Origin of the sequence: Bacillus sp. NPDC057893 (assembly GCF_042796455.1) — a bacterium.
Taxonomy (GTDB): Bacteria; Bacillota; Bacilli; order Bacillales; family Bacillaceae_G; genus Bacillus_A.
Genome location: NZ_JBHVNG010000002.1, coordinates 1,310,191 through 1,324,259 on the forward strand (window position 1 = coordinate 1,310,191; position 14,069 = coordinate 1,324,259).

Consider the following 14,069-nt stretch of genomic DNA (forward strand, 5'->3'; position numbering starts at 1 on the left):
ATACAATAATAGTAAAAGGATGGACAACATATGATTACGTTTGAGAAAGTAAATACAGAAAATGAAAGCGCTGTAAAAGAAATGTTTCACTCACACAGCTTAGATGAGAAAAAGGTTCAGTATTGTGTAAAGGTTGATGATACATATATTGGTGTAATAGATTATAGCGTTCAAGAAGAGAGTGCTATTTTGTCACAGTTAATTATTCATTTTGATTATCAAGGTTATGGATACGGGACAAATACGTATTTTACATTTGAAGAAATGATGAAACAGAGAAATGTGAAAGAAATAAAAGTATTGCAAGAGATGTTTACTGAACAAGCTAAATCTTTCATAGAGAGATCTGGTTTTATTGAGGAAAATGGAATATATGTAAAGAAAATATAGTGAATATTGATTGCTTGATGAAATGAATATGGGGTAGGTGAACGTATGACAATGACTGCTGGTCTTGCATTAGTTGGAAGTTGCTTTATTGTAGCAGAGTTATGCCAGATTTTCATTCGAAAAAAAATGTATAAGAAGAGAAGGCCATATGAATTACAATATATACCTGTGTTTGTAATTTTGTTTTGCATGTTATTTGTATTACAAAACGCATCTCATTTCCCGCCTCTTTTGAACATCTTTTTGAAGTTTGGTTTGCTATATAGCGGTGTTGGAATATTTCTTTTGTGTCTTTTATTTTGCGTACGTTACATCCACTATCAATCATACATATTCATTTTAAATTGGTTAAAAAAAAGTGATAGAACCCCCCTTACATAAGGGGGGTTTTTATTTGTACTTGTAACGGAACTTGTACAATTAACATAAAATAGGACGAGTAGAAATGAAAGCTTATTACAATAAAGAAAGGAACGAAAAAGATATATGAAACTTGTTATAGACGCAGGGCATGGTGGATATGATTCTGGTGCTGTTGGTAATGGGTTAGTGGAAAAAGAGTTAACACTTCAAATTGCTAGACGTGTGCGAGATATTTTATCTGCAAATTATCCAATCAATATTAAAATGACACGTGATAGTGATGTGTTTATCTCTTTATCAGAACGTGCTAATATTGCTAATTCATTTGGTGCAGATTATTTTATCTCATTTCACATTAATAGTGGCGGTGGCACTGGAAATGAAAGTTATATTTACAACGCGCTATCTAATAGTAGTTCCGCATATGAAAAGCAACAAAAGATGCATGCAGCAGTCAATCCTGTATTAACAAAATACGGCCTTCGTGATCGAGGAGCAAAAAAGGCAAATTATGCGGTACTAAGGGAGACTGCAATGGATGCAATTTTAACAGAGACTGCCTTTATTGATACAACGTTTGATGCTAATTTATTGAAAAATCCACAATTTATTGAAGATTTAAGCCAAGCATATGCAAACGGAATAGCAGCTATTTTTGGAGTAGCTCCAAATCCGCAGCCTCCAAACCCAGAGCCAACTCCACAAACGAAGGGGATTGCCTATATACTTGGGAAAAATGTGAATTTAAGAAGTGGCCCATCAACGTCTTCTTCAGTTATTCGTCAGCTAAACTCCCCAGAATCGTATGTCGTATATCAGGAAAGTAACGGATGGTTAGACTTAGGAAATGGACAATGGGTGTATAATGACCCTTCGTATATTAATTTTGTAAAGACGAGCAATAGTGATGGAAGCGCAATTGGTGTCGCATATATTCAAGGAACGAATGTGAATTTAAGAAGTGGTCCATCAACATCTTCTTCAGTTATTCGTAAATTAAATAAACCAGAATCTTATTTAGTATTTATTAATCAAAACAGTTGGTTGAACCTTGGTGGAAATCAGTGGGTGTATAATGATTCATCATATATTAAATATAATCAATATTGAAAAATATTTTTTGAAATAAATGAATGATTGAGTGCATCACTTTAAATAGGTGATGTACTTTTTTGTTTAGTTAAATGCAGAAAATTCCTTCTTTTAAGTATGGATAAGTTGTACAATAAAACCAATCATGGAATAAAGGAGTGGGAAGGAATGAAAGCTACTCATAAAGATTGGATTTTGTTTAACGGAAGAATTGTAAATACGAAGGAAGAACAGCCGATGGTTGCCTTAGAAGAGCGGGGACTCCAATTTGGTGACGGCATATATGAAGTATTTAGGCTATACGATGGGAAGCCTCATTTATTAGATTTACATTTGGAACGATTTTTTAAATCTATGAAGGAAATTAAAATTGTTCCGCCGTTTACAAAGGAAGAGTTAGTTGAAGAACTTCATCAAATGATTGAAAGAAATCAATTTCAAGAGGATGGGAATGTGTATCTTCAAATATCACGTGGAGCTCAAGCTCGAAATCATGTGTATGAAAAAGATTTACAACCAACATATTTTGCGAATATTGTTTCGTTTCCAAGACCTACCGCTACTATGGAACAAGGAATAAAGGTTACTGTAGAAGAGGATATACGCTGGAAGTTCTGTCATATAAAATCTTTAAACCTTCTACCTAATATCATGATTAAAAATAAAATAAACGAGCAAGGGTATCAAGAAGCGATATTAGTACGAGATGGAGTTGTAACAGAAGGGTGTCATTCGAATTTCTTTATGGTGAAAAATAATAAATTAATTACACATCCGGCCGATAATTTTATTCTACACGGCATTACTCGCCACTACGTTATTACATTAGCGAAAGCTTTACATATTGAAGTAGAAGAGCGTGAATTCTCATTACAAGAAGTATATGAAGCTGACGAATGCTTCTTTACAGCGACACCACTTGAAATATTCCCTGTTGTTCAAATTGGTGATGAGAAGTTTGGAAGCGGCGAAAGAGGACCAATTACGAAAAAACTACAAGCTGCATATGAAGAAAGTATTAGTTTGTTTAAAGTGACAAATTAATAATAAGGAAAAAAGCTGGTATTCCCCCAGCTTTTTTTCATGATATAATTCAACCATAGGATAAATTTTGAAAACGCTGTAAAAAGGGGATTTAATGTATGAATTATGAAGATTTTAAAGAAGTAATTCACGGTAGACGAAGTGTTAGAAAGTTTACAGAACAAGAAGTATCCATTAGTGATATAAAAGAAATTATTGATTGTGCTCGTTATGCACCGAGTGATACGAACTCACAAACGTGGGAGTTCTTGGTCATTATGAATCGAGAGAAAATTAAAGAAATTGAACAAATGACATGGGATGCATTACATAAACTTGCGGCAAAGGCAGCAGAAAATGGAGAAGAGAAAGCAGGGAAATTACTTACACGTTCTTTCGGTCCATATGCGACAGCTTTCTCTGAGGCGCCAGTATTAATTGTATGTTTAGCAACGCCGTACGAGTCAAAGTTTCGTGAAAAGATATTTGATCCAATTGACTTCGTTCCTGATTCAGTATGGGAAGAGGAGGGAATTAAGAGTAGCTGTCTAGCAGCACAAAACTTAATGTTGGCTGCACATGCGAGAGGACTTGGCACTTGTCCAATGACAGGACCTGTATTGTTAGCTCAAGATGAACTGCGAAAATATTTACAAATTGAGCTTCAAAAACAAATTAATATGGTAATTTCACTCGGCTATCCGAAAGATAAACCGAAGAAACTTTCTCGAAAAGAAGTAGATGAGATCACAACATTTATTTTTTAAATGCTATGTGGAAAAGACATTGAAATAACAATGTCTTTTTATTTTGCGTGGATATTTTTTTTATGAATTGGGCTAAAATGATGAATAAGGTGGAATTACTATTTATTTCTTTAAAAAAATTAATGTTCTATTAAGGAAAGTATGGTACAGTAATCGTGAGCAAGCTACTAGTATTTGTTCATGAAAGTGTTAAAAATAGTTTTAAAATTACAAAGTTATTTTTGTATAATGAAATTACAGGGGGGATGAATTTTGAAGAAATTCATAATCGCTGGATTGTCTGTATTGTTATTAGTAGGCTGTGGTGCTCCAAAGGAAAAAGAGGATGCACAGTCAAATCAGGAAGAACAAGTTGTAAATGCGAGTGATGAGAGTATGGTTGTATTTCCTGAAGGGGCAGTACCAGTTGGAGAAGGGAAAGTAAAAGTCATTACACCAGATGGTACTTCTGAAAACGGCAATATACCGACTGTATTTATCAAAAAAGATACTTTAATTCAGCAAGTTGAATTAGAACTTTCTAATTTTCAAAACGATAAAGAAACATTCGTATTTGTAGATCAAATATTTGCAGATAAACATCAAGTAACTAGTACAACACAGACAACAGTACAATTAAAAGAAAAGACACTTGAGACAGGTAGTCATACGATTACTGCAGCTCAGTTTGATAATAATGACCCAAAAGGAAAAGTCATTAGCTTTAATCAAGCGACGTTTGAAACGAAGCCAGCGTCTTAATTATGGATAAAAAGTACATTACTTCAAGTAGTAGTGTACTTTTTAATTTGGATATAATTAGGTTATTGAGAATGATTTTTTCACTTTCTAGTACGTATGAATAGTAAGAAATTACTCTTTACTACTACGAAAGTGAAAGAGGTGGAAGGTGTGCAGCGATTTGTTCGTATCATCTTGCTTAGTATGATGATTTCGATAATCTGGTTTACTTTACAAGAGGTGGTTGAAGTTACGCTCAATTATCAAATCCATGACATGCTAATAGGAACAGCATGTTTTGTCATTGTGTATCTGTTTTATGATAAGCTTAGATTAAGGTAAGTTTTGCAAGAAAAATGTAGGTATTTCATTTGAAATGTCGAATAGTACATACGATGTCGTAATAACAAATTTTCTATTGTTTATTGTGAAACAGGAGAGGGAGAGATAGTAGTTATGAAACGAGCTCTTATTAATATCGATTATACATATGATTTTGTAGCTGAAAAAGGTGCCTTAACTTGCGGGAAACCAGGTCAAGAAATTGAGAAGGAACTTGTACATATAACAAAGCAATATATTGAAAATGGAGATTACGTAGTGTTTGCAATCGATAAACATGAAGAAATTGATGAATATCATCCAGAAGCAAAATTATTCCCTCCTCATAATATAGCAGGTACAAACGGAAGAGACTTATTCGGTGAATTACAGGATGTATACGAAACATACAAAAATTCTGAGAATGTATACTACATGGACAAAACGAGGTACAGTGCATTTGCTGGAACAGATTTAGAGATGAAGCTTAGAGAAAGAGGAATAGAAGAAGTTCATCTTGTAGGGGTTTGCACTGATATTTGTGTTCTTCATACAGCAGTAGATGCTTATAATAAAGGATTTAAAATTGTTGTATATGAAAAGGCAGTTGCATCTTTTAATGCGCAAGGACATGAATATGCACTTGGACATTTTAAATCTTGTTTACATGCAGAAGTGAAGTGAAAAAGAGGCCTTTAAAAAGGTCTCTTTTTCACATTTAAATAGAAACGACTTGCTGTTGAATTAACTTTTTAATGAACGGGCTAATGTTTTCTGGTAGCCCATTTAAATCAAAAAATTGTACATGTAATGATTCAACTCCATCAGCTTTTAGCAAGCCACCTTTAATATCTTTGCAAAGGTAAGCGATTGTTATAGGATAAAATTCATCTCCGTTCGCTAATTTCACAAAAAACTCTTTACCTGAAAGTACACTTACTAACTGAAGTGTACCAATTTCAATACCTGTTTCTTCAAGCACTTCTCGTCTTCCGGCTTCTTCTGTGGATTCACCAAGTTCCACAAAACCTCCAGGAACACCCCACATGCCATTTCGTCTTTGTTGTAGTAATATTTGTCCTTGATCATTTAAAACAGCTACAGCAACTCCTGCTAAATTGAGTGGTCTTGATCCAACAATTTCTCTTAGTTCTTTGATATATTCCATAAATTGTAACCTCCGTGAAAAAAGTATCAAATGAACTATTCGGTGTTATGTGAATGTATTCCTTTGAACGAGGTGAGTATTACAAAGTTGTTTATAAAAATTTCTATTGTAATCTCCCTTTAGATTATTAAAAAGGGTATATTTATAGTAAATAGAAAAGGGCATCAGAAGTTGAAAGATTGATGAAAGGGTTATATTGCTGAAGATGAACTAGGGATACAAATACATAGTTAAGAAAGTAAAATGAAAGGTCAGGGGAAAAAGTTGCAAAAGCAAATTTTGAGATAATCAATAAGTAATTACAATAGATTAGCTCTGCATGAAATTTTTTAAAAATAAGGAAGTGGATAGATGAGTGTATTAACGTATACTGAAGATTTTTTTAATTATGTAAGGGAGTTTTTACTTTTAAGGTTTTTACTATTTGCTTTAGTTCTTATGATTATTTCTTTTGTCATAAACCGCGTTATTGATTGGTTTTTTAGAAAATCAAGCTTTTTTGATGAAGAGGTAGAACAGACGATTCAAAGTGTAATTCGATCTATTTTTAGATATATCATTATCATCAGTCTTATCATATATTTAATTAGTCAATTTGTAGATATAAAAAGTATTATTGCAGGTGCAGGGATAGCGGGAGTTGTCATCGGTTTTGCTGCGCAACAGATGCTAAAAGATGTCATATTAGGCTTTGCGAGATTAGCGGACAAAGAGTTTCGTGTTGGCGATTTTGTTACTTTTAATGGAACAAATTCAGGAACTATTGAGGAAATTAGTATTCGTTTTATGCAAATACGTGAATGGTCAGGAAAACTACTTACCATACCACATGGAGAGATTAGAACGATACAAAATTTTAATAAAGGATGGATGCGAGTAATTGAACGCATCACGGTAAGTTATCAGGAAGATCCTACAAGAGTTAAGGAATTGTTAGAAGACGTATGTGTTATTTGTAATGGAAAATTGGATCAGAGTCTTTATAGAGTAGATGATGAAGCTGTTGAACCATTTAAATATGTTGGGGTTACAGACTTAAATCCTAACCTTAAATATGTTGGATATGAATTTTGTATTACAGGTTTGATTAGGCCAGAAGATTATTTTGAAACTTCTAGACAAGTAAGATTTGAATTAATGTCTATGTTCCATAAAAATCAAGTACAAATGCCAGCAGCGAATATGCTCGTTAACACTGAAAGTTTACAGAATATCCATGTGGGACAATCTTTATCAGACAGTTAATGAAAACTAGCTAATTTCTGTTTTGGTTTAGAATTTAGATTTGCAAATCAGCAGATTTGGATGAAATGTATGGGATATCTCCGAAAAAAGAGCTGAAGGAATTCGGTTCTTTTTTTGTTTGTAGAATTTAGAAATTTCTTAATGTTATAATGATAGTTGGTGATGAGAATGAACTTTGAAGAAAAAGAGATGCATCGTTTAGAAGCATTAAAAGAAATTGCGGAATTGCTAAATGAAGCAACGAATTTACAGGACATGTTAGAAAAAGTTTTACATACATTATTACAAGTTATGGATTTACAAACAGGGTGGATATTCTTTATTGATGAAAGTGGAAAGCATCGTATGCTTGTAGACGAAAACTTACCACCAGCTCTTACGTGGAAAAAGAAGAAGCCGATGTGTGAAGGAGACTGTTGGTGTGTAGAGCGTTTTGTGAATGGCAGATTAGAAAAAGCGACAAATATTATTGAATGTAAGCGAATAGAAGATGCGATTGAATGTAATTGGGGTGAAACAGAAGATGTTACACATCATGCGACAATTCCACTTAGGTCCGGATCAGAGAAATTTGGTCTATTAAATGTGGCCGCACCTCATAAGACTCATTTTTCTGAGGAAGAGTTAGCGTTATTAGAATCGATTGCATTTCAAATTGGAACGACAATACAACGTATTCAGTTAGTGGAGAAAGAACGTAAATACGTAGTTGTAGCTGAAAGAAATCGATTGGCTCGTGATTTACATGATTCAGTTAAACAATTGTTATTTTCTATTATGCTAACAGCAAAAGGAACTCTTAATATGACTGAAGATAGAGAACTTCAGGAGATGCTAGGTTATATTGGGGAATTATCGCAAGAAGCATTACAAGAGATGACGCTATTAATTTGGCAATTAAGACCTGAAGGATTAGAAAAAGGTTTAGCAGAAGCAATTCAAAATTACGGGAAGTTATTAGGGATCCAAGTAGAAGTTCGTATTGATGGAATGGTTTCAATTGGAGATGAAATAGAAGATGTTTTATGGCGTATTAGTCAAGAAGCACTACATAATTGTAAAAAACATGCTTCGTGTGAAAAGGTAAATGTTCGTTTAAGAATGGAAAATAACCAGTTACATTTTCATGTAGAAGATAACGGCATAGGGTTTATACAGAATCAAGTAAGAGAGTCAGCGTTTGGTTTGAAAAGTATGAAGGAACGAATCGAATTAATGAAGGGGAATTTTCGAATAAAAACAGAACTGGAAAAGGGAACGAAAATAGAAATTCAATTACCGGTTTGAAAGGGAGAACGTCTATGAAAATTAAATTACTACTTGTAGAAGATCATCATATCGTTCGAAGGGGACTCGTATTCTTTTTGAAAACGAGAGAAGAATTTGAAATTATTGGGGAAGCAGAAAATGGTGAAGAAGCATTAACTTTCGTTCAAAAAGAAAAACCAGATGTAGTATTAATGGATTTATCAATGCCGAAAATGGACGGTATTGAAGCGACGAAACGTATAAAACAATACGATGAGGCGATAAAGATACTTATGTTAAGCAGTTTTTCAGAACAAGATTATGTTTTGCCAGCATTAGAAGCTGGGGCAGATGGATATCAATTAAAAGAAGTACAGCCAGATCAACTTGTTGCGTCAATTGTTGCGGTATATCAAGGGAATGCGAATTTTCATCCGAAAGTAACACCTGCGCTATTAGGGCGGTCAGTATTCAAGAAAGAAAAAGAAAATCCTTTTTCGATGTTAACGAAAAGGGAGCAAGAAGTACTTCGTGAAATTGCGAAAGGAAGAAGTAATAAGGAAATTGCAGCGGCGCTTCATATTACAGAACAAACGGTTAAAACACATGTTTCTAACGTATTGGCTAAATTGGAAGTAGATGACCGCACACAAGCTGCATTATACGCAGTGAAACACGGGGGAAACTAATAATAAATATGAATAATTGTGTTACATGTTACGCCAGAATACATATGAGAAATTAAAATGTATAGAGATGCCGAATAAAGGTTTTTCTTCTTTCAATAATTAGGTACAATAAAGTGAAACTTTAATCAGTGGGGGGTCCATCCTCACTGATTATTAGTTGAACCAATCGGGTTTTTACGGGCAGTTGATCTCCCATCTAACTCCCTTGCATTCCTCGGATTTTGAGGTGGGAGTCTTACTGCCAGTTAATACGGGATAAAGCTACTATGGAAGGAGAAGATATGCTATGCCTGGTACAAGAAGTGGGATTGGAAAGCTTCAGGCTTCGTTAAATGGTTTATCACCGAAATTACGAAGTATTGCTGAACATATTTTGAAACATCCACAAGATGTTGTACATAAATCGATTACGGAATTAGCGGAAGTTACGAATAGTTCCGAAGCTACGATATTCCGCTTATGTAAACACCTTGGTTTTCAAGGGTTTCAAGATTTGAAAATTACATTAGCTCGTGAAATTGTACATACACCGATGCAAAATATTCATGAAGAAGTATCAGCAGAAGATAGTATGGTAACTGTTGCTAAAAAAGTTTTTCATTCGCATATTACAGGACTGCAAGATACATTGCATTTGTTAAATGACACCGCACTTGAGCAAGCTGTACGAGCTTTGCAAGAAGCGAACCGAATTGAGTTTTACGGAAATGGTGGCTCTGGAATTATTGCGATGGATGCATATCATAAATTTATGAGAACGGGTATTTCTTGTATTTCTCATACAGATTCTCATTTTCAAATTATGGGTGCTGGTTTACTTACAAAAGAAGCAGTAGTCATTGCAATTTCTCATTCTGGTAGTAATAAAGGATTACTGGAAGCATTAGAAGTAGCAAAAGCAAGGGGAGCTTGCATTATTGCGATTACGAGCTATCAAAAATCGGCATTAAGCCAACTTGCTCATATAACGCTATATACTTCGACGCGTGAGACTGAATTTCGTACGGAAGCAAGTTCATCACGATTAGCGCAGCTTAGTTTATTAGATACTTTGTATGTGGGTTTGTCGTTGCAACGACAGGAGGAAACACTGCAAAATTTACAAAGTATACGTGAAACAATTTCAATGAAGCGAATATAAAAAGCTCTTCAAATGAAGAGCTTTTTTATATTGGTGGATAGTTTGATTATATAATCCCTAAATGTAGTTGATTTATTTTCCTGTAGAAAAATGCGACCTACTTATATTCATAAGCGCTCATCTTTAAAAACATTCAGTTAAAAATACTCTATATAATTCACATATGTAAAATAAAAAACCAATTTATGCAATAATTCAAACATTGTTCATAAATTCACAATTCTCTTATGAAATATCATGTTATGATGAACCTGTAATGATGATTGAACACTTAAATTTGGTACAATAATTAGCCAAAATAGTGAGGACAGTAGTTGTGAGATAAACTCATTAAAACTCTAAAACACTAAAGGGGAGATCACATATGAAAGCAGTAGTAGTTAATAAAAACAGCAAAGCAAACATTGAAGTTATTGAAAAGGAATTACGTCCGTTACACTCGGGTGAAGCGCTAGTAGATGTAGAGTATTGTGGAGTTTGCCATACTGATTTACACGTTGCGAATCATGATTTTGGAAACACAGATGGCCGCATCCTTGGTCATGAAGGTGTAGGTATTGTTACTAAAATTGCTGATGATGTTACTTCACTAAAGATAGGTGACCGTGTAAGTATTGCATGGATGTTCCAATCTTGTGGACGTTGTGAATATTGCGTAACTGGTAGAGAAACTTTCTGTCGTGAAGTTAAAAACGCTGGTTATTCAGTAGATGGTGGTATGGCTGAACAATGTATCGTTACAGCTGATTATGCAGTGAAAGTACCAGAAGGATTAGATCCTGCTCAAGCATCATCAATTACATGTGCAGGCGTAACTACATATAAAGCTATTAAAGTATCAGATATTAAACCTGGTCAACCTATCGTAATTTATGGTTGTGGTGGATTAGGTAACTTAGCTATCCAATATGCTAAAAATGTATTTGGTGCAAAGGTAATTGCAGTAGATATTAATGACGACAAATTAGCCTTGGCAAAAGAGGTTGGTGCCGATATGACTATCAACCCAATTACTCAAGGTACAGCTGATAAGATTGTTCAAGAGGAGTTTGGTGGGGCATATGCTGCTGTAGTAACAGCCGTTTCTAAAGTAGCATTCAACTCAGCGGTTGATGCAGTACGTGCCTGCGGTAAAGTAGTTGCGGTAGGTTTACCAGTAGAAACTATGGATTTAAACATTCCACGACTTGTACTAGACGGAATTGAAGTAGTTGGTTCTCTAGTAGGTACTCGTAAGGATCTAGAGGAGGCATTTATGTTCGGTGCAGAAGGAAAAGTAGTCCCGGTTGTTCAAACTTGTCCTTTAGATGAAGTACAAGGTGTATTCGAAGAAATGGAACAAGGTAGAATTCAGGGACGAATGGTAATTGATTTTAAACAACACAATTGTGATTGCAATTAATTCACTTTAAATATAAAAAGCATGAGTCTAGCAAAGGACATTAAAAAAAGTTAGACGGCATAAAGAAGATGATCCCTGTATTCAACAAGGATCATCTTCTTTATATTCCACTAATATCAATGCCGATTAATGAGAAATGATTAAAGGTTTAATTTATTTGCAAACGAAAAAGAATCTTTATGTTTAACAAATTTTTTATGATCTGGAACGGATTGAATTGCTACAGTTTGCGAATCTCTTGCTTTCAGTGCATCTTGAATCCCGATTGTCATAAGCTTAATAAATAGAATCGTAATAAAGAATGAAGCGAGAGTATAAAAAATAATCCACCATGAAAGATTCATTTCATAACGATTTAATCCAATAAGGCCTGCCCAATCATTAGATAGAGAAACAGGTTTGAGCACTCCGTCATAGAGTTCACGCATTTGTATCCCGCCAATTACAATATTAAGCAATGCTAAATGGATAACGAGGATGAGCGTTTGGACGATATGTTCCATAAATAATACAAATAAGCGGTCAAGTAATAAGACTCGTAAGTGTTTTTTGATAATATGAAAACGGCTAGCACCCAGTAATTGTGAACTTAAAATGTAATCTCGTTTCATAAATTCATCAACCTCTGAGGATATATATAAAGAAAGTGTAGGCAGAGCGACGAAAATAAGTACGAGTACTTGATAAAACGTAAATGAAATATTTGGATCTAATCTATCAGCATTTGATGTGATTACAATATTAACGGGCGTGATGAGTATGAATGCGATAAATAGAGTTGGAATATAATAAAAAACTTCTGAGCATGCCTGGAAAAATTCCTTGAATTTTGGAGCATATAAACTTAAGAGGATTCCTATACATGTTCCGCATAAAATTCGAAAGAAGCTAATTGCCACGGCTAATAAAATGGTGAATTTTGCTCCTTCTACAATTTGTAAGAAAACAGACTCTCCAAAACGATCAGTTCCAAAAGGCGGCATTAACGATGGTGGAAAGGGGGCCTTTCCAAGTAATTCGTTATTGTCATTGTAAAGTAACTGAGGAGGTTTTGGGATGTTATCTTTAAAGAACCAACTATAAATAAAACTAGCTGAAATAAGTATGAAAAGATAAGTAAAGCCGATTAAAAAGCGTTTTGATTTCCAAATAGATTTCATAGAGCTGCTCCTTTCAATTGTTTTTGCCATCTATTCATCATAAAAGTGATTATTTGAAAAATAGAATAAAACGGTAAAATAATCATGACGAGTATGATAAATGCAGCAGGAGGTGAAACAAACGCCTTCCTAAATAAAAATTGAATAATGCCTTCCATATTAAAAACAAATTCTAAAATGAATAAGTTAGAAAGTAAGAAAACAAAAATCGTTTTTAAATGGTGAAAGAAGTGGATAGATATATTTTTGAATAAATGAATGCATAGTATATAACTTGATGAAAGTCCTTTTCCATATGCAACCTCTACGTAATGTTTTCCATGTTCTTCTTTTATGTATAACACCATCATCCGAAACATTTGTAATGTAGGTAAGACTGCTAAAGATAAAATGGGGAGTAAATAAGCTCGATTTTCATTAAAAGAAATAATGGTGACAGGAGATTCCCCGAATTTCTGAAGTACCCATATGAAAAATATTTGCAAACAAATCATCATCATCATATCAGGGACAGCTTCTAATATGAACACAATTCGGTTTATCCATTTTTTTATATAATCTTTTGCTAAAAAATAAAAAAATGCCATACTAGATGATAGAAAGAGCGCAAGAAAAAAGGCTATAAATAATACAGTAAATGAATATAGGTAAGGTTCTAAAACAGTTGGAAATAATGGTGTCTTTTTGAAACTACCAAATTTCGGGTCTGATCCGATAACTACTAATGATTCAGGGGAGAAAACCTGTTTTAACATAGTAACGATCTGATTAAAAAAATAAATTGGTTGAAAGGTAAATCCTTGTTGAGTGATAAATAAATAAGGTAAATTTAGTAATAGTAAGAGTGATAAAAGAATTGATGAAAGCTTAATTGTGAATTGAGATATTGTATTTAACATTAAATCCCTCCGACATCTTTTTACAACATTATACAATAAAGTTTATATTTTGTTTTGATTTTTCTGAAAAATATAAATACTATTAGATTTTATAGTATGGAACATATATTTACAAGGTAAAAAGTGATAGTAGGGAGCCGTGCTCTATGTCCATCAAGATAAAAGGACTAGTGAACCTAAAGCAATAAAAAGAGCAAAATGCACAAAATTTCCGTATTGGTGGTAATTGCTTTTCTTAACTTGATGGATATGTGATGTGACCCCTAATAATGAATATTGCTTTTCAACTCCTTTTTCATGCAAATGAGTAGAAAATATGGAAGGACTATGTATGTGTTGTTAATGAGAGGAAAAGAGTGTGTTGCGAAACGAATATAATGCAACTTTACCGCACGGAAAAACTAATTTTAGTATGTAAATGAAATGGAATGAAGAGGTTTA

16 protein-coding genes are annotated in these 14,069 nt (G+C 33.8%); 13 read left to right on the forward strand and 3 right to left on the reverse strand.

Going from position 1 to position 14,069, the window contains the following annotated elements; genetic code table 11:
* The first annotated feature begins 30 nt into the window (after positions 1 to 30).
* From ACFVQC_RS15510 to ACFVQC_RS15545, 8 genes are all read left to right on the forward strand, one after another.
* On the forward strand, positions 31 to 390 hold the full coding sequence (locus tag ACFVQC_RS15510) for a GNAT family N-acetyltransferase (RefSeq protein WP_377894965.1): 360 nt from the start codon (positions 31 to 33) through the stop codon (positions 388 to 390).
* 45 nt (positions 391 to 435) lie between these two features.
* The gene (locus ACFVQC_RS15515) at positions 436 to 771 is read left to right on the forward strand and encodes a hypothetical protein (RefSeq protein ID WP_377894966.1); all 336 of its coding nucleotides are present in this window, start codon (positions 436 to 438) and stop codon (positions 769 to 771) included.
* 105 nt (positions 772 to 876) lie between these two features.
* Entirely contained in the window at positions 877 to 1,863 is a 987-nt protein-coding gene (locus ACFVQC_RS15520) for an N-acetylmuramoyl-L-alanine amidase (RefSeq protein ID WP_377898632.1), read from the forward strand.
* 150 nt (positions 1,864 to 2,013) lie between these two features.
* On the forward strand, positions 2,014 to 2,889 hold the full coding sequence (gene dat / locus ACFVQC_RS15525) for a D-amino-acid transaminase (RefSeq protein ID WP_377898633.1): 876 nt from the start codon (positions 2,014 to 2,016) through the stop codon (positions 2,887 to 2,889).
* Positions 2,890 to 2,987: 98 nt separating this feature from the next.
* Positions 2,988 to 3,635 carry a nitroreductase family protein gene (locus tag ACFVQC_RS15530; protein ID WP_377898634.1) on the forward strand — a complete coding sequence of 216 codons (648 nt, stop codon included), beginning with the start codon at positions 2,988 to 2,990 and terminating at the stop codon, positions 3,633 to 3,635.
* 252 nt (positions 3,636 to 3,887) lie between these two features.
* A complete protein-coding gene (locus ACFVQC_RS15535; protein WP_377898635.1) occupies positions 3,888 to 4,376 on the forward strand; it encodes a putative periplasmic lipoprotein in 489 nt (162 codons plus the stop codon).
* A gap of 96 nt (positions 4,377 to 4,472) precedes the next feature.
* Positions 4,473 to 4,697: a hypothetical protein gene (locus ACFVQC_RS15540; protein ID WP_377894972.1), complete on the forward strand. Its 225-nt coding sequence runs from the start codon at positions 4,473 to 4,475 to the stop codon at positions 4,695 to 4,697.
* Between the two features lie 114 nt (positions 4,698 to 4,811).
* Positions 4,812 to 5,360: a cysteine hydrolase family protein gene (locus tag ACFVQC_RS15545; RefSeq protein ID WP_377894973.1), complete on the forward strand. Its 549-nt coding sequence runs from the start codon at positions 4,812 to 4,814 to the stop codon at positions 5,358 to 5,360.
* A gap of 34 nt (positions 5,361 to 5,394) precedes the next feature.
* Here the strand turns inward: ACFVQC_RS15545 and ACFVQC_RS15550 are convergent, their stop codons facing one another.
* Positions 5,395 to 5,844, reverse strand: a complete 450-nt coding sequence (locus ACFVQC_RS15550) for an NUDIX hydrolase (protein ID WP_377894974.1) — start codon at positions 5,842 to 5,844, stop codon at positions 5,395 to 5,397.
* A gap of 351 nt (positions 5,845 to 6,195) precedes the next feature.
* Here ACFVQC_RS15550 and ACFVQC_RS15555 point away from each other — a divergent pair, with 351 nt between their 5' ends.
* From ACFVQC_RS15555 to adhP, 5 genes are all read left to right on the forward strand, one after another.
* Entirely contained in the window at positions 6,196 to 7,089 is an 894-nt protein-coding gene (locus ACFVQC_RS15555; RefSeq protein WP_377894975.1) for a mechanosensitive ion channel family protein, read from the forward strand.
* Between the two features lie 168 nt (positions 7,090 to 7,257).
* The gene (locus tag ACFVQC_RS15560) at positions 7,258 to 8,376 is read left to right on the forward strand and encodes a GAF domain-containing sensor histidine kinase (protein ID WP_483861777.1); all 1,119 of its coding nucleotides are present in this window, start codon (positions 7,258 to 7,260) and stop codon (positions 8,374 to 8,376) included.
* A 14-nt stretch (positions 8,377 to 8,390) separates the two neighbouring features.
* The gene (locus ACFVQC_RS15565; RefSeq protein ID WP_377898636.1) at positions 8,391 to 9,026 is read left to right on the forward strand and encodes a response regulator; all 636 of its coding nucleotides are present in this window, start codon (positions 8,391 to 8,393) and stop codon (positions 9,024 to 9,026) included.
* 286 nt (positions 9,027 to 9,312) lie between these two features.
* Positions 9,313 to 10,167 carry a MurR/RpiR family transcriptional regulator gene (locus tag ACFVQC_RS15570; RefSeq protein ID WP_377894979.1) on the forward strand — a complete coding sequence of 285 codons (855 nt, stop codon included), beginning with the start codon at positions 9,313 to 9,315 and terminating at the stop codon, positions 10,165 to 10,167.
* A 364-nt stretch (positions 10,168 to 10,531) separates the two neighbouring features.
* Positions 10,532 to 11,569, forward strand: a complete 1,038-nt coding sequence (gene adhP / locus ACFVQC_RS15575; RefSeq protein ID WP_377898637.1) for an alcohol dehydrogenase AdhP — start codon at positions 10,532 to 10,534, stop codon at positions 11,567 to 11,569.
* Between the two features lie 140 nt (positions 11,570 to 11,709).
* On the opposite strand, the gene ACFVQC_RS15580 is transcribed toward adhP, so the two are convergent.
* Together ACFVQC_RS15580 and ACFVQC_RS15585 are read right to left on the reverse strand one after the other, a co-directional pair.
* On the reverse strand, positions 11,710 to 12,729 hold the full coding sequence (locus ACFVQC_RS15580; protein WP_377898638.1) for an ABC transporter permease: 1,020 nt from the start codon (positions 12,727 to 12,729) through the stop codon (positions 11,710 to 11,712).
* Complete coding sequence (locus ACFVQC_RS15585; protein WP_002148218.1) at positions 12,726 to 13,628, reverse strand: ABC transporter permease subunit; 903 nt, start codon at positions 13,626 to 13,628, stop codon at positions 12,726 to 12,728. Before ACFVQC_RS15585 ends, ACFVQC_RS15580 begins: the two co-directional genes overlap by 4 nt.
* Between the last annotated feature and the right edge of the window lie 441 nt (positions 13,629 to 14,069).

Excerpts from the sequence above, each read along its gene's own strand:
- ACFVQC_RS15530 (WP_377898634.1), top strand. The coding sequence starts at position 2,988 with ATGAATTATGAAGATTTTAAAGAAGTAATTCACGGTAGACGAAGTGTT.
- ACFVQC_RS15515 (WP_377894966.1), top strand. The coding sequence starts at position 436 with ATGACAATGACTGCTGGTCTTGCATTAGTTGGAAGTTGCTTTATTGTA.
- ACFVQC_RS15545 (WP_377894973.1), top strand. The coding sequence starts at position 4,812 with ATGAAACGAGCTCTTATTAATATCGATTATACATATGATTTTGTAGCT.
- ACFVQC_RS15510 (WP_377894965.1), top strand. The coding sequence starts at position 31 with ATGATTACGTTTGAGAAAGTAAATACAGAAAATGAAAGCGCTGTAAAA.
- adhP (WP_377898637.1), top strand. The coding sequence starts at position 10,532 with ATGAAAGCAGTAGTAGTTAATAAAAACAGCAAAGCAAACATTGAAGTT.
- ACFVQC_RS15540 (WP_377894972.1), top strand. The coding sequence starts at position 4,473 with ATGAATAGTAAGAAATTACTCTTTACTACTACGAAAGTGAAAGAGGTG.
- dat (WP_377898633.1), top strand. The coding sequence starts at position 2,014 with ATGAAAGCTACTCATAAAGATTGGATTTTGTTTAACGGAAGAATTGTA.
- ACFVQC_RS15585 (WP_002148218.1), bottom strand. The coding sequence starts at position 13,628 with ATGTTAAATACAATATCTCAATTCACAATTAAGCTTTCATCAATTCTT.
- ACFVQC_RS15555 (WP_377894975.1), top strand. The coding sequence starts at position 6,196 with ATGAGTGTATTAACGTATACTGAAGATTTTTTTAATTATGTAAGGGAG.
- ACFVQC_RS15520 (WP_377898632.1), top strand. The coding sequence starts at position 877 with ATGAAACTTGTTATAGACGCAGGGCATGGTGGATATGATTCTGGTGCT.
- ACFVQC_RS15560 (WP_483861777.1), top strand. The coding sequence starts at position 7,258 with ATGAACTTTGAAGAAAAAGAGATGCATCGTTTAGAAGCATTAAAAGAA.
- ACFVQC_RS15565 (WP_377898636.1), top strand. The coding sequence starts at position 8,391 with ATGAAAATTAAATTACTACTTGTAGAAGATCATCATATCGTTCGAAGG.
- ACFVQC_RS15580 (WP_377898638.1), bottom strand. The coding sequence starts at position 12,729 with ATGAAATCTATTTGGAAATCAAAACGCTTTTTAATCGGCTTTACTTAT.
- ACFVQC_RS15550 (WP_377894974.1), bottom strand. The coding sequence starts at position 5,844 with ATGGAATATATCAAAGAACTAAGAGAAATTGTTGGATCAAGACCACTC.
- ACFVQC_RS15570 (WP_377894979.1), top strand. The coding sequence starts at position 9,313 with ATGCCTGGTACAAGAAGTGGGATTGGAAAGCTTCAGGCTTCGTTAAAT.